This is a genomic window from Leeuwenhoekiella palythoae, assembly GCF_020310025.1.
Lineage (GTDB): Bacteria > Bacteroidota > Bacteroidia > Flavobacteriales > Flavobacteriaceae > Leeuwenhoekiella > Leeuwenhoekiella palythoae.
Window position 1 is genome coordinate 3,622,029 of record NZ_CP084318.1, and the last position, 22,063, is coordinate 3,644,091.

At 40.4% G+C, this 22,063-nt stretch carries 17 protein-coding genes; 14 read left to right on the top strand and 3 right to left on the bottom strand.

All coding sequences use genetic code 11. The features are described from left to right. The first annotated feature begins 259 nt into the window (after window positions 1–259). The 11 genes from LDL79_RS15465 (at window position 260) to LDL79_RS15515 (ending at window position 14,737) form a co-directional block, all read left to right on the top strand. Window positions 260–2,128: an alpha-amylase family protein gene (locus LDL79_RS15465; RefSeq protein WP_225598370.1), complete on the top strand. Its 1,869-nt coding sequence runs from the start codon at window positions 260–262 to the stop codon at window positions 2,126–2,128. A gap of 99 nt (window positions 2,129–2,227) precedes the next feature. Further along, a complete protein-coding gene (locus tag LDL79_RS15470) occupies window positions 2,228–3,961 on the top strand; it encodes an FAD/NAD(P)-binding protein (RefSeq protein WP_225598371.1) in 1,734 nt (577 codons plus the stop codon). A gap of 93 nt (window positions 3,962–4,054) precedes the next feature. Further along, window positions 4,055–5,593: a YifB family Mg chelatase-like AAA ATPase gene (locus tag LDL79_RS15475; RefSeq protein ID WP_225598372.1), complete on the top strand. Its 1,539-nt coding sequence runs from the start codon at window positions 4,055–4,057 to the stop codon at window positions 5,591–5,593. A 155-nt stretch (window positions 5,594–5,748) separates the two neighbouring features. Beyond that, on the top strand, window positions 5,749–8,619 hold the full coding sequence (locus tag LDL79_RS15480; RefSeq protein ID WP_225598373.1) for a M16 family metallopeptidase: 2,871 nt from the start codon (window positions 5,749–5,751) through the stop codon (window positions 8,617–8,619). A gap of 239 nt (window positions 8,620–8,858) precedes the next feature. Then, entirely contained in the window at window positions 8,859–10,082 is a 1,224-nt protein-coding gene (locus LDL79_RS15485) for an Nramp family divalent metal transporter (protein WP_225598374.1), read from the top strand. Continuing rightward, complete coding sequence (pxpA, locus tag LDL79_RS15490) at window positions 10,079–10,828, top strand: 5-oxoprolinase subunit PxpA (protein WP_225598375.1); 750 nt, start codon at window positions 10,079–10,081, stop codon at window positions 10,826–10,828. The genes LDL79_RS15485 and pxpA overlap by 4 nt, the downstream gene beginning before the upstream one ends. Continuing rightward, window positions 10,819–11,544, top strand: a complete 726-nt coding sequence (gene pxpB, locus LDL79_RS15495) for a 5-oxoprolinase subunit PxpB (RefSeq protein ID WP_225598376.1) — start codon at window positions 10,819–10,821, stop codon at window positions 11,542–11,544. The genes pxpA and pxpB overlap by 10 nt, the downstream gene beginning before the upstream one ends. Next, entirely contained in the window at window positions 11,537–12,412 is an 876-nt protein-coding gene (locus tag LDL79_RS15500; RefSeq protein WP_225598377.1) for a 5-oxoprolinase subunit C family protein, read from the top strand. The genes pxpB and LDL79_RS15500 overlap by 8 nt, the downstream gene beginning before the upstream one ends. 72 nt (window positions 12,413–12,484) lie before the next feature. After that, window positions 12,485–13,021 (top strand): hypothetical protein, encoded by a 537-nt coding sequence (locus LDL79_RS15505; RefSeq protein WP_225598378.1) that lies wholly within the window; start codon window positions 12,485–12,487, stop codon window positions 13,019–13,021. A 686-nt stretch (window positions 13,022–13,707) separates the two neighbouring features. Then, window positions 13,708–14,100 (top strand): hypothetical protein, encoded by a 393-nt coding sequence (locus tag LDL79_RS15510; protein WP_225598379.1) that lies wholly within the window; start codon window positions 13,708–13,710, stop codon window positions 14,098–14,100. Between the two features lie 166 nt (window positions 14,101–14,266). Next, window positions 14,267–14,737 carry a cupin domain-containing protein gene (locus LDL79_RS15515; protein WP_225598380.1) on the top strand — a complete coding sequence of 157 codons (471 nt, stop codon included), beginning with the start codon at window positions 14,267–14,269 and terminating at the stop codon, window positions 14,735–14,737. An 81-nt stretch (window positions 14,738–14,818) separates the two neighbouring features. Here the strand turns inward: LDL79_RS15515 and LDL79_RS15520 are convergent, their stop codons facing one another. Continuing rightward, the gene (locus tag LDL79_RS15520) at window positions 14,819–15,757 is read right to left on the bottom strand and encodes a hypothetical protein (RefSeq protein WP_225598381.1); all 939 of its coding nucleotides are present in this window, start codon (window positions 15,755–15,757) and stop codon (window positions 14,819–14,821) included. A 108-nt stretch (window positions 15,758–15,865) separates the two neighbouring features. Between LDL79_RS15520 and LDL79_RS15525 the strand changes: the two genes are divergently transcribed. Next, complete coding sequence (locus LDL79_RS15525; protein ID WP_225598382.1) at window positions 15,866–17,011, top strand: cysteine desulfurase family protein; 1,146 nt, start codon at window positions 15,866–15,868, stop codon at window positions 17,009–17,011. Here LDL79_RS15525 and LDL79_RS15530 read toward each other — a convergent pair. After that, window positions 17,008–19,407, bottom strand: coding sequence for a TonB-dependent receptor (locus LDL79_RS15530; protein ID WP_225599988.1), 2,400 nt, complete (start codon window positions 19,405–19,407; stop codon window positions 17,008–17,010). The two genes, LDL79_RS15525 and LDL79_RS15530, sit on opposite strands and share 4 nt — an antisense overlap. Before the next feature lie 58 nt (window positions 19,408–19,465). Beyond that, entirely contained in the window at window positions 19,466–21,157 is a 1,692-nt protein-coding gene (locus LDL79_RS15535; protein ID WP_225598383.1) for a M23 family metallopeptidase, read from the bottom strand. A gap of 283 nt (window positions 21,158–21,440) precedes the next feature. On the opposite strand from LDL79_RS15535, the gene LDL79_RS15540 reads away from it, so the two are divergent. Together LDL79_RS15540 and LDL79_RS15545 are read left to right on the top strand one after the other, a co-directional pair. Further along, complete coding sequence (locus LDL79_RS15540) at window positions 21,441–21,731, top strand: hypothetical protein (protein WP_072981911.1); 291 nt, start codon at window positions 21,441–21,443, stop codon at window positions 21,729–21,731. Between the two features lie 15 nt (window positions 21,732–21,746). Further along, on the top strand, window positions 21,747–22,037 hold the full coding sequence (locus LDL79_RS15545) for a cell division protein ZapA (protein ID WP_072981913.1): 291 nt from the start codon (window positions 21,747–21,749) through the stop codon (window positions 22,035–22,037). The last annotated feature ends 26 nt before the right edge of the window (window positions 22,038–22,063 follow it).

The following is a 22,063-nucleotide window of genomic DNA, read 5'->3' on the forward strand; positions in this document are numbered from 1 at the left end:
GCTCGCGCAGAGTGCCTTTCACCCCTAAATCATTAATGCGTTTAAAATTTAATTCCCCTAATAATTAGATTATAAACGGTATTAATCTTTAATTATTAATACGAGATAAAAGTATCTATAATTTACTTGTGACAAAAGGGGGAAATATCCCCTTTTTTACCGCTGAAATCCGGTTAATCGATTTAGGCGGGCAATTAAATTTATGTTAGTTTTAAATCTTATAAAATTTGTTTTCTAATTATAACTTTAAATTAGTTGGATGATCAAAAATATCCTTTTAATTAGCCTTGGAATACTTCTAACCAGCTGTGCACAGAACAAGTCTAATCACATAAAAGAGCCTATGCAGAATACAGACCCAAAGAAAAAAGTAGTTTATCACGTTTTTACCAGATTATTTGGCAATACGAACATAACCAATAAACCTTGGGGTACCATCGAAGAAAATGGTGTAGGGAAGTTTGAAGATTTTACCGCCAAAGCTTTGAGTGAGATTAAAGAGCTTGGCGTAACGCATATTTGGTACACCGGAGTTCCGCATCACGCTGTAATCACTGATTATACGCAATACGGTATTTCTAATGACGATCCTGATGTTGTAAAAGGTAGAGCCGGCTCTCCCTATGCGGTAAAGGATTATTATCAGGTTGATCCTGATATGGCTGTAAATCCTGCAAATAGGCTTGAAGAGTTTGATGCACTCATAAATCGTACGCACCAAGCAGGTTTAAAAGTGATCATAGATATCGTTCCCAATCACGTGGCACGCAAATATGAAAGTTTAAACACTCCAGAATATACGGTTCCTTTTGGGGTGAATGATGATACTTCGGTGGCATATGCCAAGAATAACAACTTTTACTACATCCCGGGAACTGATTTTAAAGTGCCGCAATGGGAATATGGATATGTGCCTTTAGGCGAAAAGTCGGCAAGTGCAGATGCGCAGTTTACGGAGTCTCCAGCAAAATGGACAGGTAATGGAGCAAGAGATGCGCAACCTGCGCAGAATGATTGGTACGAGACCGTTAAAATAAACTATGGCGTGAGTCCGGAAGGACATAAAGATTTTAATTCGTTGCCAGAAGATGCCGGACATTGGGATCATCAGAAGCATTTTGATTTTTGGAAAGATAAAGACGTTCCGGCCTCGTGGAAACAGTTTAAAGAAATCGCCTTGTTTTGGCTGAGCAAAGGTGTAGACGGATTCCGTTATGATATGGCTGAAATGGTTCCTGTAGAATTCTGGAGTTATATGAATGCTGCTATTAAAATGGAGCGTCCTGATGCATTTCTAATGGCCGAAGTATATAATCCAAAGTTGTATCGCGAGTATATTTTTAAAGGAAAAATGGATTATCTATACGACAAAGTGGAGCTTTATGATACGATAAAACATGTGATGCAAGGCCACGGAAGCACAGACCATTTCGCACCAATCCTGAAGTATCAGGAAGATATTGAAAATAATATGCTGCACTTTCTGGAAAACCACGATGAGCAGCGCATAGCCAGTGATGCTTTTGCGGGAGATGCAGCAAAAGGTAAACCTGCGATGATTGTTTCGGCGTTGATCAGTACGGCTCCAACAATGATCTATTTTGGTCAGGAATTGGGTGAGCCGGCACTTGAAGACCTGGGCTTTGGCGATCCTACACGGACTTCAATTTTTGACTACGGAAGCGTGCCCAGCGTAGTGCGTTGGGTTAATGACAAAAACTTTGACGGCGGGCAGTCTACTTCGGAAGAAAAAGAGCTTCGGGATTTTTATAAACGCTTGCTGAATTTCAGTTTAGAAAATTCGGCGATAATGGGGGACTATGCAGATATTCACTGGCATAACCGCCAGCATACCGAATGGTACAATGATCGGGTGCATTCCTTTGTGCGCTGGTCTGATACTGATAAACTCATCATTGTCACCAACTTTGATGCTAAAGATACGTTTGGTTTTGAATTGCAAATTCCACAGGATATTATTAAACAATGGAACCTCAACGACGGGACGTATAAAGCAACAGATCAACTTTATAATGAAGAGCAAGCTACGCTTCAAGTTCAAAATCAAGCAGGAACGATGCGCGTAGATATCAAACCACTTCAATCCTTTGTTTTTAAACTAGAATAACAACTTTATGATAAGCTTAAGGGCTTATGCTTCAGGCTTAACGGAATACTAAGATTTATAGTTTTAATTTTAGGCATTAAGCTTTAAAACAAAAAATCTGTGTCAAAACCATATGCGATAGGTATTGTAGGAGTTGGTCCGCGTGGGCTGGCCGCGCTTGAAAGTCTTTTTTTAGTCAAAAGTAATAGCAAAGCAAGCCTTGACTTACACGTCAAATTGTTTGAAGCTTCGCCCTATCCCGGGGCGGGTCAAATCTGGACGCCTGATCAAGTGGAGACCAATTTATCAAACATTCATGAACGTAATTTATCAAACGATCTGGCCGGTAGACCTGCAATAAATATCGGTGCTATTTTTATTCCTGAATTTCCAGGTTATGCAGATTGGTTGACTGATAGAAAGGATGCTCCGGCAAACGCATCAAAAGATCATTTTCCTGCGCGTTCTAAGTTGGGTATTTACTTATATGAACGATTTCTGACCATCTATGACGCTCTGAAAGGTCAAAATAAAGCTGAACTGTTTTCCGCTGAAATTGTTCAAATTGATGCTAACGAGCAAAGCGGAATTATTATTACCAAGGACGCTCAACAGCATACGGTTGATGAAATTGTACTTACCATTGGTCATCAGCCTACGTACGATTCTGAACAGCTGCAATTATGGGATACTCACGCCAAACAAAATAACCTAAAACTGTATAAAGACCCGTATCCCGTGGGTGCTTTAGAAACCGATGCGATAACTCCTGAAACTAAAATTGCGCTGCGTGGTTTTGGCTTGTCTATGGTAGATCAGGTAAGAGCATTGAGTATAGGTTTTGGCGGAAGTTTTGTACCTATTGCTGATTCTGTTGAGCTCAACTATATTCCTTCAGAGGAAGCGCCGCGCGAATTGGTGGCTTTTTCTTTAAATGGTTTGCCGCCGGTACCTAAACCATTTTCGGGTGAAATTGATTCTTGGTTTAAACCTTCCGAAGAAGAATTAAAACTTCTCATTCAGGCAGTCGAACAAGCTGAAGCGAATGCATCAACTATCAGTGATGCTTCCTTCCTCATAGAAGCTATCGCGCAGATCACCAGTTCCGTTTACAAGAGACTGGGAAGCAAAGCGAAAGCCACAGATTTATCTGCTGATGACCTGACTGAATTGACCCTACAAGTGATCAAAAAGCCGGACTCCGAGCATACTTTATTGGTAAGTACTAAAAAGGATACGCTCGAGGCGATGCTACTATACTTACATATGGCTTACGGCATAACCGAAATTAGCCTGGATTACTGTTTAGGTCAGGTGTGGCGTTTTGCTTTAGGAGTTTTGTATCACGATTACACATATATGAATCTTGGTGATGATGCAATGGTCGATGTGGTAAAGTACATTGAAGCCAGTAAACGCTATTCTTATGGTCCACCGGTTAAAAGTTTACAGCAACTCATAGCTTTGATAAAAGCCGGAGTTTTAAATCTTGATTTTGTAGCAGATCCTGAAATTAGCTTAGTGCCTGAAGGTTGGCAATTGCGCAAGGATGGAAAAACTATCGTGGTTCAGGTGATGGTTAATTCGGTAATCGATGCGCCACAATTAGCCAAAGTGAGTAGTCCTTTAATAGCGCATCTCAGAACTGATAAACGCGTGGATGCGGTGAGCTATAAATTGGGATTACATACGTTAGAAGATGGTCGCATTATTAGTAAAGGCGGAAATACGCACCAAAATATCGCTTTGTTAGGCCGGCTAGCCAAAGGGAGTGTTGTGGGGGTAGATGACTTGATCGAATGCTTCGGAAAACCGGCACGTAAGTGGGCCGAAGGTGTGCTGAATAGAAATTAGATTAGACAGATTGACATAAACCATTAAAAACCAGTAAACTAATTTCAAAAGTTGGAAATATTATTGTTTCTTTAGAAAACCAACTTAAAAATTATGCTTACAAAGGTTTATGGTTCAGCGGTTTTTGGCGTTGAAGCTTCTACAATTACAATTGAGGTAAATATTGACAAAGGCATTGGCTATCACTTGGTAGGACTGCCCGATAATGCGATTAGAGAAAGCAATTACCGCATTGCTGCGGCCCTTCAAAATAACGGTTTTAAAATTCCCGGAAAAAAAATCACGCTTAATATGGCGCCTGCCGATCTTCGCAAGGAAGGGAGCGCTTATGATCTTACACTTGCAATAGGTATACTTGCGGCAAGTGGACAAATAAAAGCAGAAAACCTAGAAGAATATATCATTATGGGCGAACTCTCTTTAGACGGAAGTTTGCAGCCCATACGTGGTGCTTTGCCTATTGCGATCAAAGCGCAGGAGGAAGGGTTTAAAAAGTTTTTACTGCCCAGTCAGAATGCTAAGGAAGCGGCGATAGTTAAAGACCTTGAGGTATATGGAATAGATTCCATTGCACAGGTGATTGATCATTTTGATAATGATGCACCTTTAGAACGCACAATTGTTGACACGCGTAACGAATTTTTTAATGCCTTAGAACATCCTGAATTTGATTTTAGTGATGTAAAAGGGCAGGAATCTATTAAGCGGTGTATGGAAATCGCCGCAGCCGGCGGTCATAATATTATTTTAATCGGTCCTCCGGGGGCGGGAAAAACGATGCTTGCAAAGCGTTTGCCTTCTATCTTACCGCCAATGACTTTGCGTGAAGCGCTTGAAACTACCAAAATACACAGTGTTTCGGGTAGAATGCGGGAACACGTGGGCTTGATGGCACAACGACCTTTTAGAAGTCCCCATCACACAATTTCAGACGTCGCCCTTGTGGGTGGTGGGGCGTATCCACAACCGGGAGAGATCTCTCTGGCGCATAATGGGGTGCTTTTTTTAGATGAATTACCCGAATTTAAACGCACCGTTCTTGAAGTGATGCGCCAACCGCTGGAAGATCGCGAAGTCACAATCTCACGTGCGAAATTTACAGTAACCTACCCCAGTAGTTTTATGTTGGTCGCCAGTATGAACCCCAGTCCGGGCGGTTATTTCAATGATCCCAGCGCTCCGGTGAGCAGCACACCTGCCGAAATGCAGCGCTACTTGAGTAAAGTTTCCGGCCCTTTGTTAGATCGTATTGATATTCATATTGAAGTGACACCTGTGCCTTTTGACAAACTTTCTGAAGAACGCAAAGCGGAAAGCAGTGTGGCGATCAGAAATCGAGTCACCGAAGCCCGCAAGTTACAAACCAGCCGATTCAGTGATATCGAAAGCATCAATTACAACGCGCAGATGGGCGTTAAACAAATAAGACAGCACTGCGCTTTAGATGAAATTTCAAAAAACCTATTGAAAAACGCAATGGAAAAGCTCAATCTTTCGGCACGTGCCTATGATCGTATTCTTAAGGTTTCGCGCACTATTGCCGACTTAGAAGCTTCAGAGCAGATACAAGCCCATCATATCACAGAAGCGATTCAGTATCGAAGCTTAGATCGTGATGGATGGTTGGGGTAAGCAATTAAATAAACTTAGTCATTCAATAAAATGCATCAGTTTTTTGATTTCGTTAAATAAACCCTAACAGTTTTGTAACTTAGGCTAAAATATTGCGTCTTTTCTAACAGTTTTAGGAATGCTAATCAATTTTATTAATCAAAAAACGAACATCTATGATTAAAACAAGATGGACACCAATGGCACTGATGCTGTCATTGTTTGTGGCAACTTTTGTTTCTTGTGACGACAAAAAAGCAGGAGATAAAGACGTCGCAGAGGCCAAACTATCAATCGATTATGAGAAGTACGAGCTCGAGAATGGGTTAAACGTAGTACTTCATCAAGACAAAAGTGATCCTATTGTATCTGTAGCCATTCAGTATGGGGTGGGATCTAACCGCGAGAAAAAAGGGCGCACGGGTTTTGCACACCTATTTGAGCATATGCTTTTTCAGGAATCAGAAAACGTTCCGCAAGATCAATTCTTTAAAACCATTCAGGATGCCGGGGGTACTTTAAACGGTGGTACTTGGCAAGATGGTACGGTGTATTACGAAGTGGTGCCTAACAACGCGTTAGAGACGGTATTGTGGCTAGAGTCTGACCGTATGGGCTTCCTGATCAATACCGTTACCGAGTCGGCTTTTGCGAATCAGCAAGAAGTGGTTCAGAATGAAAAACGTCAACGTGTGGATAACAATCCGTATGGGCATACCAGTTGGGTGATTGACAAGAATTTATTTCCTGATGGGCATCCGTACAGCTGGCAGGTCATTGGCGAACTTGAAGATCTTCAAAACGCTACGGTAGAAGATGTAAAAGAATTTTATGATAAATTCTACGGGCCTAACAATGCTACACTGGTTATTGCCGGAGATTTTGAAGAAGGCAAAGCCAAAGAATTGGTAGAAAAGTATTTCGGTGAAATTAAAAAACGTCAAGAAGTAGAGCCTTTACCTGTTCAGAACGTGACTTTAGACGAGACCAAGCGTTTTTATCACGAAGATAATTTTGCGACCGCACCACAGCTGAATATGGTTTGGCCTACGGTAGAGCAATACACTGATGATGCGTATGCTTTAGACTTTTTAGGTGAAATTCTTTCAGACGGAAAAAAGGCACCATTATACCGCGTGCTGGTAGAAGATATGGAGTTGGCTTCACAACCTTACGCGTGGAATGGCTCTGATCAAATTGCTGGGAAATTCAGAATTTCGGTAACAGCAAATTCCGGCGTTGACTTGGACAGTGTAGAAACCGGAATCAACAAAGTATTTGCGCTGTTTGAAAAAGAAGGCGTGAAGGCCGAAGATATCGAGCGCATTAAAGCCGGTTTAGAAACTGATTTTTATAATGGAATCAGTAGTGTTTTAGGTAAATCCTTCCAACTGGCGCAGTACGATGTGTTTACCGGAGATCCCGGATTTATCGAGGATGATATTGAGAATATCAAAGCGGTTACTGCAGAAGATGTAATGCGTGTTTATGAAAAATACGTAAAAGGCAAACCGTATGTAATGACCAGTTTTGTACCAAAAGGACAAATGGAGCTGATCGCTGATAATTCAGAAAAAGCAGAAGTTGTTGAAGAAGAGATCACCGAAAATGTAGAAACCGAAATTGTTGATGCAGACGTTGAGATCGAGAAAACACCTTCTAAGTTTGATCGTTCGGTTGCACCTGCAATGGGTGAAACACCAAAACTTAATATTCCTGATAGCTGGACAGCCGAATTGCCTAATGAGATGGAAGTATATGGGATTGTTCAAGACGAACTTCCGCTAGTAAACTTCAGCCTAGTGATCGAAGGTGGTCATTTATTAGATGATCTAAATAAAAATGGAGTGGCTAATTTAATGAGCGACATTCTTATGGAAGGTACAGCAACCAAAACTCCGCTAGAATTAGAAGAAGCTATTGACCGTCTTGGAGCGAGCATAAATATGTACACCACTGACGAATCTATAGTATTAAGAGGAAATACGCTAGCGCGTAATTTTGATGCGACGATGGCTTTGGTTCAGGAAATTCTTCTAGAGCCACGCTGGGACGAGAAAGAATTTGCCCGTATCAAAACAAGCACCATCAACGGGATCAAGCGTTCTGACGCAAATCCTAATGTTATTGCAAACCGCGTGTACAGCAAACGTTTGTATGGAGAAAATCATCCATTGGCGTATTCTACTTCAGGAACAGTTGAGTCTGTTGAGGCGATCACGATGCAAGATTTAAAAGACTACTACAACAACTATTTTTCACCTAGTGTAAGTCGTTTCCACGTAGTGGGAGATATTAGTGAAAGTCAGGCATTAGCTTCCTTAGAAGGTCTTAAAGAGAACTGGGCGGCTAAAGAAGTGACAATTCCTGAATTCCCGGTAGAGAACAACAGAGATAAAGCATCGCTTTATTTTGTGGATGTTCCTAACGCGAAGCAGTCGGTGATCAATATTGGATACATTTCTATGCCACGTACCGATAAAGATTTTTATCCTGCAGAGGTGATGAATTACAAATTAGGAGGATCGTTCAGCGGTAATGTAAACTTGGTTTTACGTGAAGAAAAAGGATATACGTATGGTGCACGTTCTGGATTCAGCGGAAGTAAAATTCCCGGTACGTTTACAGCATCTTCTTCTGTACGAACCAACACCACCGGTGAATCCGTTTCGATCTTTAGAGATGAAATTCAGAAATATAAAGATGGTATTTCACCCGAAGATCTTGAGTTTACTAAAAATGCTTTGATCAAATCAAATGCACGACGTTTTGAAACTCAAGGTTCGCTTTTAGGAATGTTACAAGAGCGTAGTGCTTACGATCTAGATCCTAACTATATTGAGAATGAAGAAGCAACGATCAAGAATATGACTTTGGAGCAGCATAAAGCTTTAGCCAATAAATATCTTGATGAGTCTAAAATGGCGTATTTGGTTGTTGGAGATGCAGCAACGCAGTATCAGCAATTTAAAGAAATGGGCTTTGACGAAGTAATGCTTCTCGATAAAGAAGGCAACGAAGTGAAACTTGAAGAAATAAAGAAGTAAACCTTCAATAATTACTTTAATTAGAACCCGCTAAGGCCAGGCTTTAGCGGGTTTTATTTTGTCCTGCATCAAAGATTCTCGTTAGTGTTAGCCAGATATCTGTTAGCTAATTATCGCTAAAGTTAAGAGCAGTAGGTACTTTCTTTTCCTGCTAGCCTAGTATTAAGGTTTTCACTTTAGCCAAAGGTTTGTGCCGAAATCAAAACAGATGTTTTTATATTTAGGATTTAACAAGATCTATGCGAAATCCCTTTAAGAACATTGGCCCCGGCGCTTTAGTGGCAGCGGCGTTTATCGGCCCCGGTACGGTGACCGTTTGTACACTTGCTGGCATTCAGTTTGGTTTTAGCCTGTTGTGGGCGATGACCTTATCCATCATTGCGACCATTATTCTACAGGAAACCGCTTCCCGTATTGGTCTAGTTTCGCAAAAGGGGCTATCACAAGTACTGCGTGATGAACTGCCCGCAGGTATTCTTAGAAAATCGGTTTTAGGGCTTGTTTTAGCAGCCATAGTTGTGGGTAACGCGGCCTATGAAGGTGGAAATATAAGCGGTGGCGTTTTAGGACTTCAGGCTTTAGGAAGCCCCGGCACTCTTGAAGTTGCGGGATATGCTATAAACGGATACAGTTTGCTTATAGGAGCTATAGCTTTCATTTTATTGTATATAGGCAATTACAAAGTACTCGAAAAAGTCTTTTTACTTCTGGTGATCTTGATGAGCTTGTCTTTTGTGATCACGGCGATACTCACAGGTCCTCAACTCCTAACGGTGCTCAAAGGTGCTCTGATTCCGCAATTTCCTGACGGAAGTATTCTAATGATTGTCGCCTTGGTAGGAACCACCGTAGTGCCATATAATTTGTTTTTACACGCGTCTTTAGTCAATCAAAAATGGAAGGATAGAACTGAGCTTTCCGCAGCAAAAAAAGATACTATTGTTGCGGTGATCTTAGGCGGACTCGTATCTATGAGTGTGATCATTGCTGCGGCTGCCATAACAGGACAAGAAGTGGATGGTGCCAGCGGACTCGCACAAAGCTTAGAGCCGCTCTACGGCAGCGCTGCGCGGTATTGTATAGGATTAGGACTCTTTGCCGCCGGGATTACTTCAGCGATCACAGCACCGCTTGCAGCCGCTTATGTGGCGCAAGGATGCCTCAATCTGGGAGGCGATCTCAAATCGCGAAATTTCAGATTGGTTTGGATGCTCGTTTTAGTACTCGGCGTGGGTGTGGCAACTTTTGGGATCAAGCCTATAGAGATCATTCAGTTTGCGCAGGTGGCCAACGGCATTCTTTTACCCGTAATCGCAGGGATCTTGATCTGGCTAGCCAATCGCAGTACGCTTTTAGGAAGCTACCAAAACTCTAAGCTGAAAAATGTAATAAGCGTGTGCATTTTGATCGTAACCCTTATATTAGGAGCGCGTGCAATTCTAAGCGTTTTTGGACTATTATGAGAACAAGTATCGATCTTAACTGTGATTTAGGCGAGGGCATCGGCAATGAAGCCGCATTGATGCCGCTTATCAGTTCGTGCAACCTCGCTTGCGGCGGTCACGCCGGCGATCTAGAAACTATTGATCAAGTGGTTCAGCTTGCGAAACAGCACAAGGTTGGAGTAGGAGCGCACCCGTCTTTTCCTGATCGGGAGCATTTTGGGCGGAAAGAAATACAGCTTTCGTTTAAAGAACTCAAAAACTCCGTTTTAGAACAAATTGCCAGAGTGAATCAAGCCTGTCTGAAATATCAAGTGCCCTTGCATCATATCAAAGCACACGGTGCATTGTATAATTTGTGCGCTCAAAAAAAGGAATATGCTGAATTTCTAACGGAAGTCTTGGCTGAAGCCTATCCTGAAATCCCGGTGTATGTACCTTTTGATTCTGAAATGACCCGTGCGGCAACAGGTAAACTGAGGTTGCTTTTTGAAGCTTTTGCTGACCGTAATTATGAACCTGACGGAAGCTTGGTGTCTCGTCAAAAAAACCATGCGGTGATCGCCGATGAAAATGCCTTGATCAACCACGTTTTGCGTATGGTTCAACATAGCGAAATTAAGACTCTTGATGGTGGTATTTTAAAGACAAAAATTGATACGATTTGTGTGCACGGCGACACGCCAAAAGCAGTGGAATTACTTCAGCTTTTGAATCAAAAATTAGACGAAAATCAGATAAAAAAAACTACCGTATCGTGTACCTAAAACCCGGAATAAACAGACTTGGAGAACAAGCGATACTCCTGCAATGGGACTTTGAAATTTCGCCTGAAAACTTGAAATTTCTGCTTTCAGTAAAGAAATACATCGTACAAAATATAGTTAAACAAAAAGTTGAAATAACAAACACATACAACTCAATATTAGTCAATTATATTAATTCAATAGAATCTATTTATAGCGATTTTGAGCGCTTAAAAACGCTTGATTTTCAAAATATTCCAACTGAGGTAGTCGCTTCAAAACTGTATCGGGTACCGGTATGTTATGATGCTGAATTTGGTCTAGACCTTGAGCTGTTGGCAAAAGAAAAATCCTTGACTATTGACGAAATCATCCACTTGCATACTGCTCCGCAATACACACTTTATTTCATAGGATTCTTACCCGGGTTTTTATACCTCGGCGGAATGGACGAGCGCCTCAAAATGCCACGTAAATCTGAGCCACGTGCATCGGTTTTAAAAGGTGCTGTGGGCATCGCCGAAAACCAAACCGGAATCTACCCAAACAGCAGTCCGGCGGGATGGCAAATTATCGGGAATTGTCCGGTGGCTTTATTCGATCCTAAAAGCGATCCTCCTTGTCCGTTTGCGCCGGGAGATCGCATTCAGTTTTATTCGGTTTCTAAAGAAAAGTATGACGAAATTCAACAGGAAGTTCAAGCAGAAACCTATCAATTAACTCCGACTTATGACTAACATAAATGTACTACGACCAGGTTTTTATACCACGCTTCAAGATACCGGAAGATACGGCGTGGCGCAGTATGGCGTGCCGCAAAGCGGGGTGATGGACTCGTTTTCTGCCGGAAAAGCCAATTTGTTATTGAATAATGATCCCAACGCTGCTGTGCTCGAAATCCTGATGACTGGCCCGGTATTGGAGTTTAGCAGCGAAACCTACATTGCGGTTTGCGGAGCACAATTTGATATTTTACTCAACGACCAACCCATAAGTTTAGCTAAACGCTATCGGGTACAAAAAGGGGATGTGCTTAAATTTGGCAAACTTCATAAAGGTTTACGCGCCTATCTTGCTGTTTCCGGAGGTTTTCAAACCGAAAGCGTATTAGGTAGCCGAAGTCAATATCCCGGCATTACAACGGCTGCTAAGCTTGAAAAAGGGGCGTTTCTGGCCATTACTGATGAAGTATCCACCACAAAAGCATTATCTCGTGTAAACTTTGAAGATACCCAACTTTGGGATCCCGCAATAGAAGCCTATCCCGGCCCGGAGTTTGCGTTGTTGAGCACCGAGGAGCAACAGCAGCTTTTTGAGAGGTTATTTATGCTGAGTTCTAAGAGCAACCGGATGGCGATCCCGTTTGAAGAGACTTTTGCTAATACGTTGAAAGGCATTACTACGGGGCCGGTTTTACCCGGAACGGTACAACTTACTCCAAGCGGAACCCTTATCGCGTTGATGCGTGACTGTCAGGTTTCCGGGGGATATCCCAGAATGTTGCAGTTGAGCGCATTTGGTATTTGCCAACTTGCTCAAAAACGACCCGGTGAAGGTATTTCTTTTAAACGTAAAGCGCTTGATACAAGTGCTATATCAAGTTAGTTTGTAAAGAATATAAGGTGTTTCAGAAGTAATTTTATCTTAATATTTAATGGGAGCAAGCTGAAAAAAAGAATGATAAAAAGAATTGGATTTCTAATTTTAATCGTAACTATTTCGATACTTTTTGCTTCGATTTACGGATTTTTGCATAATCAAGCCTCATACTCAATTTCGACCGAATATTTTACGAAATTCAAATTTCAACAATTTGGATTTGTAGAATACGGACTTGATACACCAAGAGTCACAGCAGGGTTAATAGGTGTTTGGTCTACTTGGTGGTTCGGACTTTTATTTGGTTTAATAAACGCAATTATTGGATTCTGTCAGCCAACTGTCAAAGTAATGTGGAAAAGTGCTTTCGGAGCAACAATTCGGACTTTTCTAATTGTAATTATAATTGGAGTATTGGGTATCGCAGTAGGTTATGCTACACTTATAAAATATCAAATAGAATGGAATATTCCTTCAGATATAATTAACCGACGTGATTTTATATGTGCTGGAACAATGCATAATTTCAGTTATCTCGGAGGATTCATAGGAATGTTATATGGCATTAGATATCAACTAAAAATAAGAAAAGTAAATGCCTTAAATCGACCATAGTTCGCTTTTGATGGTTACCTAATTGTTTAAATAGGCAACTTTATTATCTTTATTCAAGTAGATAACTTTTTTCGTAATGATGTATTCTCAAACCTTTTAACCGTTAAATAAGCGATCATCAAGCCAACTAAACCAGATATAGTTAAAATCATTAAATACAAGAGGAATAGTAACTTATTTAATCATTTAAAAAGTTCCTTAGCCAGATCTGGAAATATTAATGGTGAAATTCAAGATAATTTAATCTTGTTATGGACCGTGGACGGATTTGCCCCACTCTTTTTTCCTATTCACCAATTTCATTTTGATGATTATGGTGAACTCATTAAAATTTCAAGTAAGCTAAATTATTTTGGTAAGCTCTTATAATCTTAATGCCTATTTTAATAATTACTTCAATCTTATTCAATAATGGATTTGAATTAGACTTTTTAAAGTATAAAGCAGCAACCATTGTTATGCTTCTATTTTTATTCATATTAAATTTTACTTTTTATTCTTTGTATCAATTTGAAAGGAAAAGTCAACTTAAGGATTTAGCAAAAATTATAAAAAAGAACGCTAAAAATGCAAACTGATTGCCAACAAAATTGTTTACATATTTGTAGTAGTTTCAAATTACTGGCAGTAGAATAAAATGATTATTAACGGGTTCTGTTATAAAATCAATATAGATAGTGTATCCCTTGACAAAATGCATTTATATAAAATTTGAAGCTCCTAATGTAGCTCAATTAACTCAAGCTAATAGTGGATTAAAAAGAAGTTTAAAGCTCTTTTTTACGAAGCTTTTGTCAACGGTACTCCCAAAAGCAAATCCAGACTTCGACCATAAGATTGCAGGTGTAAGATATTGGCTGGTAGAATTAGACTTTGCTACAGGTATTCCCCAACGGGAAATCGGATTGGATAAAAATGCACAAGTACTTCTAAAAATGCCCTTCGAAGATAATTATGGATATTGGACAGATAACAATTTACTTTTAAGGGATTTTGAAGAGTTTTTTAATACTACCAAAATAGACAAAAGTGCTTTTCTTGAATATTGGGAAGTCTTTTCATCAAAATCACCGTATTAGAGAAGTGATATTATATACTTCTTAAATTAAAACTTTCAATTTTCTGTTTAACCGTAGTTAGGTGGTAAATTGTCAGAACAGCAATGTATCAAACTAGATATTAATAATTTCATTACCTTTTAATGTTTCAAACAAAGAATCAATACCCTCTTAAAACACGTTCAAAATGAAAAATTCAATAACTATTCTTTTCGTTATTTTTTCACTTACGATTTTTGCGCAAGATCAGGAATATCAAGTTTCATCCTATTTAACATCAGGTGTAAAAGCGCCTAATACGCACTATATTGGCGAAGCTTGGCTCAACGGGATCATTGCTAATGATGCAGAATTAGGTTATAACATAACCAAGGCAACCTTTAAGGCCAATTCTACTTTAGACTGGCATAAACATAGTTCACCTCAAGTATTGATCATTGTTGATGGAGAAGCATATTACCAAGAAAGAGGTAAACATGCAGTAATCCTTAAGGAGGGTGATATCATCAAGTGTGAAAAAGATATCGAACACTGGCATTCTTCAACAAAGAATAGCGACGTAACCTATTTGGCATTATACGGAGGCGAGCAACCCACAATCTGGACGGAAGTGGTAACGCAAGCCTATTACGATAAAATCGCTGAAGAACTGGATTAATGTTCAATTTAATGCCATTTAAAAAACAGAAAGCCGAGTTGTAACACTCGGCTTTTGTTTTTATAAAACTAACACATTTATCTACTCAGGAAACTCAGGTGTTACTTGCGTTGTTTCACTTGGAGCGCTATATTCTCCAAATAACAATTCTTCCTGTCTGATGGTTGCTTCTCCGTTTTGAGAAATAAAGACAAGATCTGTCAAGTTGATGGTGAGTGTGATATTGTTTAGGTTATACGTATGCTCTCTAAATGCATTTACATTATAATCTATGGCGATGTTATCATTTAAATAATCAGGGCCAATAGATACATCAGTTACATCATTGTTAGGATTCAGATCACGGTCAACATCTTCATTAATGGTAAGTACACCATCGTCGTCATCATCAGGATCCATAAAGTTAGGGATGCCGTCACCGTCGGTGTCCAGCGATTCTTCCATATTGATCGAGCCATCCTCGTTTAACACCACACCTTCTTGATTGGTGGGTACATTATCACCATCATCGTCAAAATCATAATAGTTTGGGATTCCGTCGCCGTCAAGATCAGTCTCCCCGTTTAAAGTCATTTCAAATTCGGCATCAATGTCATCGTCATCATCATACTCACCTTCGGTTACAATGGTAACGGTTCCTTCTGCACTGATATATTCTTCGGTAACGCTGGGTTGAGAAGGTGGTACTTCATTACAGAAATAGTCTGAAGTCACGGGATTATTAAAGATGCGGTACGAAACAAACGTGTTAGAGCTGCTTCCTAAGTTAAAGGTATACGCCGTTTCATTACTCAATTCAGTTAAAATAGGTTCGTCTGTACTTATTCTAAAAGCGATCGCCTCGTTAGTGTCAGGGTTGATCTTATAAAAGATATAATTTACGGTCTCTGATTCGGTATCATCTACAGTAGAACAATAATCTACATCTTGTTCAGAAAAATCAAAAGAAGAAACGATGATATCACCGTCGTCACAAGAATTTAAGGCGATTAAACTAAAGAGAAGCAGTATCTTTTTCATAAGAGCAATACACGATTTTGGGCAAAAATAACAGAAATGCATTTTACTAACGGTTAAGCGGACTAAATAATTTTATTCTATTTAATTTTGTGCCTCTAAATTGTAAAAATGTCACAGGTTTATTTTGATAATGCGGCAACCACCGCTATTCGTCCCGAAGTATTAGAGCGTATGATCGAAGTGATGCGTGAGGTGCCGGGCAATCCTTCATCTACTCACGCTGTTGGGCGCAAAGCAAAGTCAATTATAGAGCAAGCGCGTAAAACCATTGCTAATTATTTGCACGTAACTCCGGGTGAGATCGTTTTTACTTCTGGTGGTACCGAAGCTGATAACCTGATCATCAACAGCGCTGTGCGCGATCTTGGGGTACGCCACATTATCACAAGTCCTATCGAGCACCATGCGGTAATTCATGTGGTTGAGCATCTACAACTCGCATATGACATTAAGGTTTCTATGGTGCGCATCAAAGAGTGCGGAAGCGTAGATCTTGATCATCTTACAGAGCTGCTTGCCGGCAGTGAGGAGAAAACATTAGTAAGCCTAATGCACATAAATAATGAGATCGGTAATATGCTAGATCTTGAGGCGGTGGCTAAACTGGCTAAAGAACATAATGCGTTATTTCACAGTGACATGGTTCAGTCTGTGGGGCATTTTGATCTTAATTTAAGCGAGATACCTGTAGATTTTATCGCTGCAGCCGCACATAAATTTCACGGACCCAAAGGCGTAGGTTTTGCTTTTCTTCGGAAAAATTCTAAAGTAAAATCTTTGATCTTTGGTGGTGGTCAGGAGCGTGGAAGCCGCGCAGGAACTGAGCCGGTACACAACATCGCAGGTATGGAAACCGCACTGATCAAAGCACAGGAAAACCTCGCAGAAGAGCGTGCGTATATCGAAGAATTGAAGTGGTATTTTAAAGAGCAATTAGAAACACATATTCCAGATGTGCATTTTAATGGAAATTGTCACGACGGTACAAAAAGTACGTACACCTTGCTTAATGTGTGTCTTCCGGTACCTGAAGATAAAGCCTTGATGCTTTTATTTCAATTGGATTTAAAGGGAATTGCGTGTTCAAAAGGTAGTGCTTGCCAGAGTGGAAGCGATCAAGGCAGTCACGTACTCAACGCATTCCTGACGGAAGATAAGCTGAAAAAACCCAGTATACGTTTTTCATTTTCCCACGAAAACACCAAAGAAGAGGTTGATTATGTCGTGGCTACGTTAAAAGATTTTATCGCTTAAAAACGCGCGCTCAGCCGAATATTAAAAACCCGAGGCGTCAAATAATTAGGGACAGCATATTGCTGGCGCGTGGCAGCATCTCGTACAAAAGTATTTGTGATGCTGTTCTGACGGTCAAAAATGTTGAAGATCTCAATGCCTGTACTCAGCTCTTTTATGAAGCTGTTACGTAACGAACTCCGCTCTGAATTGATGATGGTATATAAAAAACCAACATCAGACCTGAAGTAAAAGGGCAAGCGAGTTTGGTACAGGTAAGGATCTGCATAACTTGGGGAACCTCCCGGCAAACCGGTTTGATACACCATTTTTAAATACAATTTCATATCCGGAATACGCGGCACGTAGTCTTGAAATAGAAAAGCCATTTTAAAACGCTGATCGGTAGGTCTTGCGATATAGCCCCGATCTTGAATGTTTTCTTCAGTTTTTAAAAGTCCGAGACTGATCCAGCTGTCGGTTCCCGGAACAAATTCACCCGATAGCCGAAAATCTAATCCATACGCATAAGCTTCCGCATCATTTGCTGCCCGATACCGGATGCGCACATTTTCTAAGGTATACGTATTTACGTTGTCTAAACTTTTAAAATAAGCTTCAGAGGTCAGCGTAAAAGGACGTCCCCACATATCAAAACTCCAGTCGTTTCCTAGCACCAGATGCACACTGCGCTGTGCTTTAACATCAGAAACTACCTGTCCTTGATTATTACGCAGTTCGCGGTAGAAGGGAGGCTGGTGGTAAATTCCTGCTGCAAGTCTAAAAAGCATATCGCTTTTCCAATTCGGTTTTAAACTGAATTGCCCCCGCGGACTAACCACTTGCTGTGAAGTTGAAGCAATACCTAAACCACTCACCGTCCAGAATTGACTACGAATACCGGCATTAAACCAAGCCTTTGCAGAAGACCAATTATATCGTTTAGAATATTGTAAATAGCCTATCACCCGATCGATACTCACGGTGTTTTGAGACCTTCTGGAAGTAAATGGCGCCAGAGGGGCATCAAAGGGTTCATAAGGTTGCTCATTGACAAATTCTTCTAAGGGCGGTCTCACAGAAAACCCGGCAGAGTCAATGATCTCATATTCTTGTAAGCGGTCTCTGATATTTTCGTGTACATATTTTAATCCCCAATCCAGCTGATGTTCATCTTTAATAAATTGGCCTTTATGTTGTAGGTTGACAATAAGCGCATCCAGATCATTGCGGGCGTGGGTGAGTTGTGCACCTATGGCTCGGGTAAAATCCACTTCGCCTGCATTTGCGCTGCCAATTGTGGTATTAGGCGTTCCCAAAGCGTATTGTGCAGCGATGTCATAATGTTCTTGTTCTTGGGTGTGATATGCAGAGGCAGTGAATTTTAAGTCTAACTGTTCGTTAGGTTGATAGGTGGTGGAGAGCGCTCCAAAATAGGTTTCATAACGATCCTGTTCCTGACCATTGTAAACCACAACTAAAGCAACAGGATCTGTAAGCGTACCAAAATTGGTCTGCCGGGTTTGTGGCTCATAATTATAGCTGTTCACGGCTACCGTTCCTAAAAAATCAATACTGAATTTTGGGTTAAATGTATAGGTCAGATACGTTTGTAGGTCGGTAAATCTGGGTCTGTAATTGGTTTGTGTTTGTTTAGCGTCAACCAGCAAACTATTGTCCCAATATCGCGCACCGCCAATAGCCGTAAACTTTTTATTTTTACTAATTCCTTCTGCGGAAAGACTGGCGCCAAGAAGACTTACATCTACCGAAGCTGTAAACTCTACCGGTCGCTTATAGGTAATATCAAGTACCGAAGAAAGCTTGTCGCCATATTTTGCCTGAAAACCTCCTGCACTAAAATCTATATCGCGCACCAGATCTGGGTTGATAATGCTTAGGCCTTCTTGTTGTCCTGAGCGAATCAGAAAAGGGCGATACACTTCGATATCATTAATGTAAACAAGGTTTTCGTCATAGTTCCCGCCACGCACTGCGTACTGCGTGCTGAGTTCGTTGTTGCTGCTCACGCCGGGCAGTGCCTGAAGTAAATTTTCTACACCGGGATTTGCTCCTGGAATTTTACGTACCGTTTCGGGAGTAAGATTGGTGATTCCGCTGATTTGATCAGTAGTATTGGCAGTGATCACCACATCACTTATTTGTTCAACCTTAGCATTCAAAATAGGATTGAATTCAACCATTTCGTTTTCTTTCAGATTGAATTGCGCCTTGATCGCTTTATAGGCAATATGAGAAAAGTTAAGTTGAATTGTTTTTTCCGCAGGAATACTTAAAGTATAAAAGCCCGATTCATCCGTTTGCGTACCGCCACCAGACCACGTTATGTTAACGCCACTTTGAGGAACTTGCTGTTCATTAAAAACCACTCCGCGTACGATCGCTTGCTGAGCCATCCCGGAAACGGATAGCAACACACAAAGCACGCAAAAAAGGGTAGTGGTTCTCAATAGATTATTTTCGGTAGAAGGTTGCTTCTAAAGTTGTGCTGTTGCCTACATTATCGGTAACGATCAGTTTTAATTCGTTGGCACCGCTCACACTTATGCCATCGCCAAAAGAATAGGTAAGCTGATTCTTTTTGTATTCATATTCCATCAAAGCAAATTTACCATTGATGGTCGCTCGGTAACTTTTGATACCGGTATCTTCATCAATAATTTTAAAATTGATTTCGTTTAAATTAGAAATCCATTTTCCGTCAGAAAAATCTAAAGACTGAATTTTAGGAGGTTTGGTATCTATGCCTACCTTAAAATCACCTAATGCATTTATGGAGGCGGTGAGATGATCGTCTTCCAGGCGTGCTCCTTCATAGCGTAGCAATCCGCGGTAATTGACACGTCCTATATAAAGCTTCTCCCGATCTTGAACGGCAAAGGCTGAAACATCATAAGCCAGGCGTAAGTATTTATGTACCGGAATGAGATCTTCATCCAGATGTAGTGCATCGGTATTCGCAGTAATATCTAAGTAATAATCATCATAGAACGCACCTTCCGGAATAAAAACCTCCCAATCACCAACTTCAAAATTCTTGTAGGTCTCGGCTTCCACGAAATATGGAGTCGTTTTGATTTCTTTAGGCGTAAGAATGGACTCTTTAGCAATGGTAATGGGAACCACAAGCGTTGACGTATTGCCTTGAAAATCTTTAACTTTAATGGTATACACCGAAGCATTTCCATTTTGGGTAAGGTCGATCACACCTTTGTTCTTCTCGTAAGTAAAAATGCTCAAAGGGTTGTTGCGTTCTATAAAAAGTTTTTGCACCCGTTTGCGGTCACCTTCGTAAAGTTCGTAATCAATCATTCGGTTAAGGTAGCGTGTTTCAGCAAAGGAGAATTGGTCCATTTTTACTTCCAAATACTTTTCGCCGTTAAAGCTGGTTTCAATGGAATAAATCCCGTTACTGTTATTTGCTCCGTCCTGCTGATCGATGGTTCCTAAGGCAAAACCAATCTGACCATAGGCACGTATTTTTTCAGCTAAAAAAGTACCGTCAGGTTGTTTGGTGAAGCGCAATTCTTGACGCTTTTGAGATTGATTTACGTGGCTGGAATCAGACAAGATATATACCACTAGGTCTTTAAGAATAGGGTCTTTGTGATCTGGCGCTTGAATGCCAAAAAGTTGTGCATTCATAGGGCGCTCATTTTTATCTCGAATCTCAAAATGTAAGTGTGGGCCGCCGCTACCGCCGGTGTTTCCGCTATAAGCTACTAAATCACCCTGCGTGACCACAAGCTCATCAGGATTCGGAAATAATTCGACCTCATAATTTTCAGCTTCGTATTGCTTTTGTTTGACATAAGCTTCGATCGCAGGACCGTATTTGCTCAGGTGCCCATAAACAGTGGTATATCCGTTAGGATGCGTGATGTATAAAGCTTTGCCATAGCCATAATGCGAAACCTTTATACGGCTCACATACCCTGAGGCGCTGGCGACCACTTCAAGACCGGTTCGGTGTTGGGATTTAATATCAAGACCACTATGAAAATGATTACTTCTGAGTTCGCCAAAAGTTCCCGCAAAAACCGTAGGAATTTTTAAAGGTTTAATGAAAGCATCCTGCGGAAATTTGTTTTGAGCAAACATTACATTTGCCGCGATACCAAAAAGGAATAAAAGTGATTTTTTCATAGAAAAGCTAAGATAATTATTTGAAGCGAACTTTAAGTGATTAGCGTATCCTTATGGTAGAATATTGTACCGGTAATTCAGCAATTTTTAAGGTTGAACGTGTCTTGATCTAAGGATTAAATCTTTAGTTTAAGTCGTGAATATCTAAATACTTCAAAGCCAAAAATTTAAATACCTAAACATTATTGTCAGCTATATACCTATTAAAAATAAAATAGATTGTATTGGGATATTAGTGCGCGAATGTTAACTTTGTGTGACTAAGCATTGTTAAAAATAGGTTATGAGTGAACTGTTGGAGCGTGTTGATGCATTGCAAAATGTTATGAGCAAATTGGTGCATCGCTACCAAAAGCTTCAACGTAATCACGAGCTTTTAGAAGCTGAAAATCAGAAACTCAAGCTAGAACAACAAGAATTAAATGAAGTTCTTGCTAACTGGGAAGCAAAATACAGTACACTCAAAGCTGCAAATGCAATGCTGGGCAGTAACGAATATAAACGGGAAACCAAGCTCAAAATAAATGCTATGATGCGAGAACTTGACGCGTGTATTGCGCAACTTGCAGATTAGACTTAAAAGGATCTCATGTCTGATTATTTAAAAATTAAATTGTCTATAGCAGACCGGGTTTATCCTTTAACTATAAAACCTCAACAGGAAGAAGGCTTACGTAAAGCGGCAAAGGAAATTGAGGCTATGATTAAAAAGTTTGAGCAAAGTTATGCTGTTAGAGATAAGCAAGATGTATTGGCCATGTGTGCCTTGCAATTCGCTTCAAAAGCTATACAACAGGATATGGACGGCGCAGGACAACATTCTGAAGCCATCGAACAACTCAAAAATTTAGAGTTGCTCGTTAAAAGTCAGCTATCCTAACGTTCTTTAAAATAGAATACTTACTG

Bases quoted from the DNA above. Each gene is read 5' to 3' on its own strand.
- LDL79_RS15465 (WP_225598370.1), top strand. From the start codon at position 260: ATGATCAAAAATATCCTTTTAATTAGCCTTGGAATACTTCTAACCAGC.
- LDL79_RS15475 (WP_225598372.1), top strand. From the start codon at position 4,055: ATGCTTACAAAGGTTTATGGTTCAGCGGTTTTTGGCGTTGAAGCTTCT.
- LDL79_RS15480 (WP_225598373.1), top strand. From the start codon at position 5,749: ATGATTAAAACAAGATGGACACCAATGGCACTGATGCTGTCATTGTTT.
- LDL79_RS15485 (WP_225598374.1), top strand. From the start codon at position 8,859: ATGCGAAATCCCTTTAAGAACATTGGCCCCGGCGCTTTAGTGGCAGCG.
- pxpA (WP_225598375.1), top strand. From the start codon at position 10,079: ATGAGAACAAGTATCGATCTTAACTGTGATTTAGGCGAGGGCATCGGC.
- LDL79_RS15500 (WP_225598377.1), top strand. From the start codon at position 11,537: ATGACTAACATAAATGTACTACGACCAGGTTTTTATACCACGCTTCAA.
- LDL79_RS15505 (WP_225598378.1), top strand. From the start codon at position 12,485: ATGATAAAAAGAATTGGATTTCTAATTTTAATCGTAACTATTTCGATA.
- LDL79_RS15515 (WP_225598380.1), top strand. From the start codon at position 14,267: ATGAAAAATTCAATAACTATTCTTTTCGTTATTTTTTCACTTACGATT.
- LDL79_RS15520 (WP_225598381.1), bottom strand. From the start codon at position 15,757: ATGAAAAAGATACTGCTTCTCTTTAGTTTAATCGCCTTAAATTCTTGT.
- LDL79_RS15525 (WP_225598382.1), top strand. From the start codon at position 15,866: ATGTCACAGGTTTATTTTGATAATGCGGCAACCACCGCTATTCGTCCC.
- LDL79_RS15530 (WP_225599988.1), bottom strand. From the start codon at position 19,407: ATGGCTCAGCAAGCGATCGTACGCGGAGTGGTTTTTAATGAACAGCAA.
- LDL79_RS15535 (WP_225598383.1), bottom strand. From the start codon at position 21,157: ATGAAAAAATCACTTTTATTCCTTTTTGGTATCGCGGCAAATGTAATG.
- LDL79_RS15540 (WP_072981911.1), top strand. From the start codon at position 21,441: ATGAGTGAACTGTTGGAGCGTGTTGATGCATTGCAAAATGTTATGAGC.
- LDL79_RS15545 (WP_072981913.1), top strand. From the start codon at position 21,747: ATGTCTGATTATTTAAAAATTAAATTGTCTATAGCAGACCGGGTTTAT.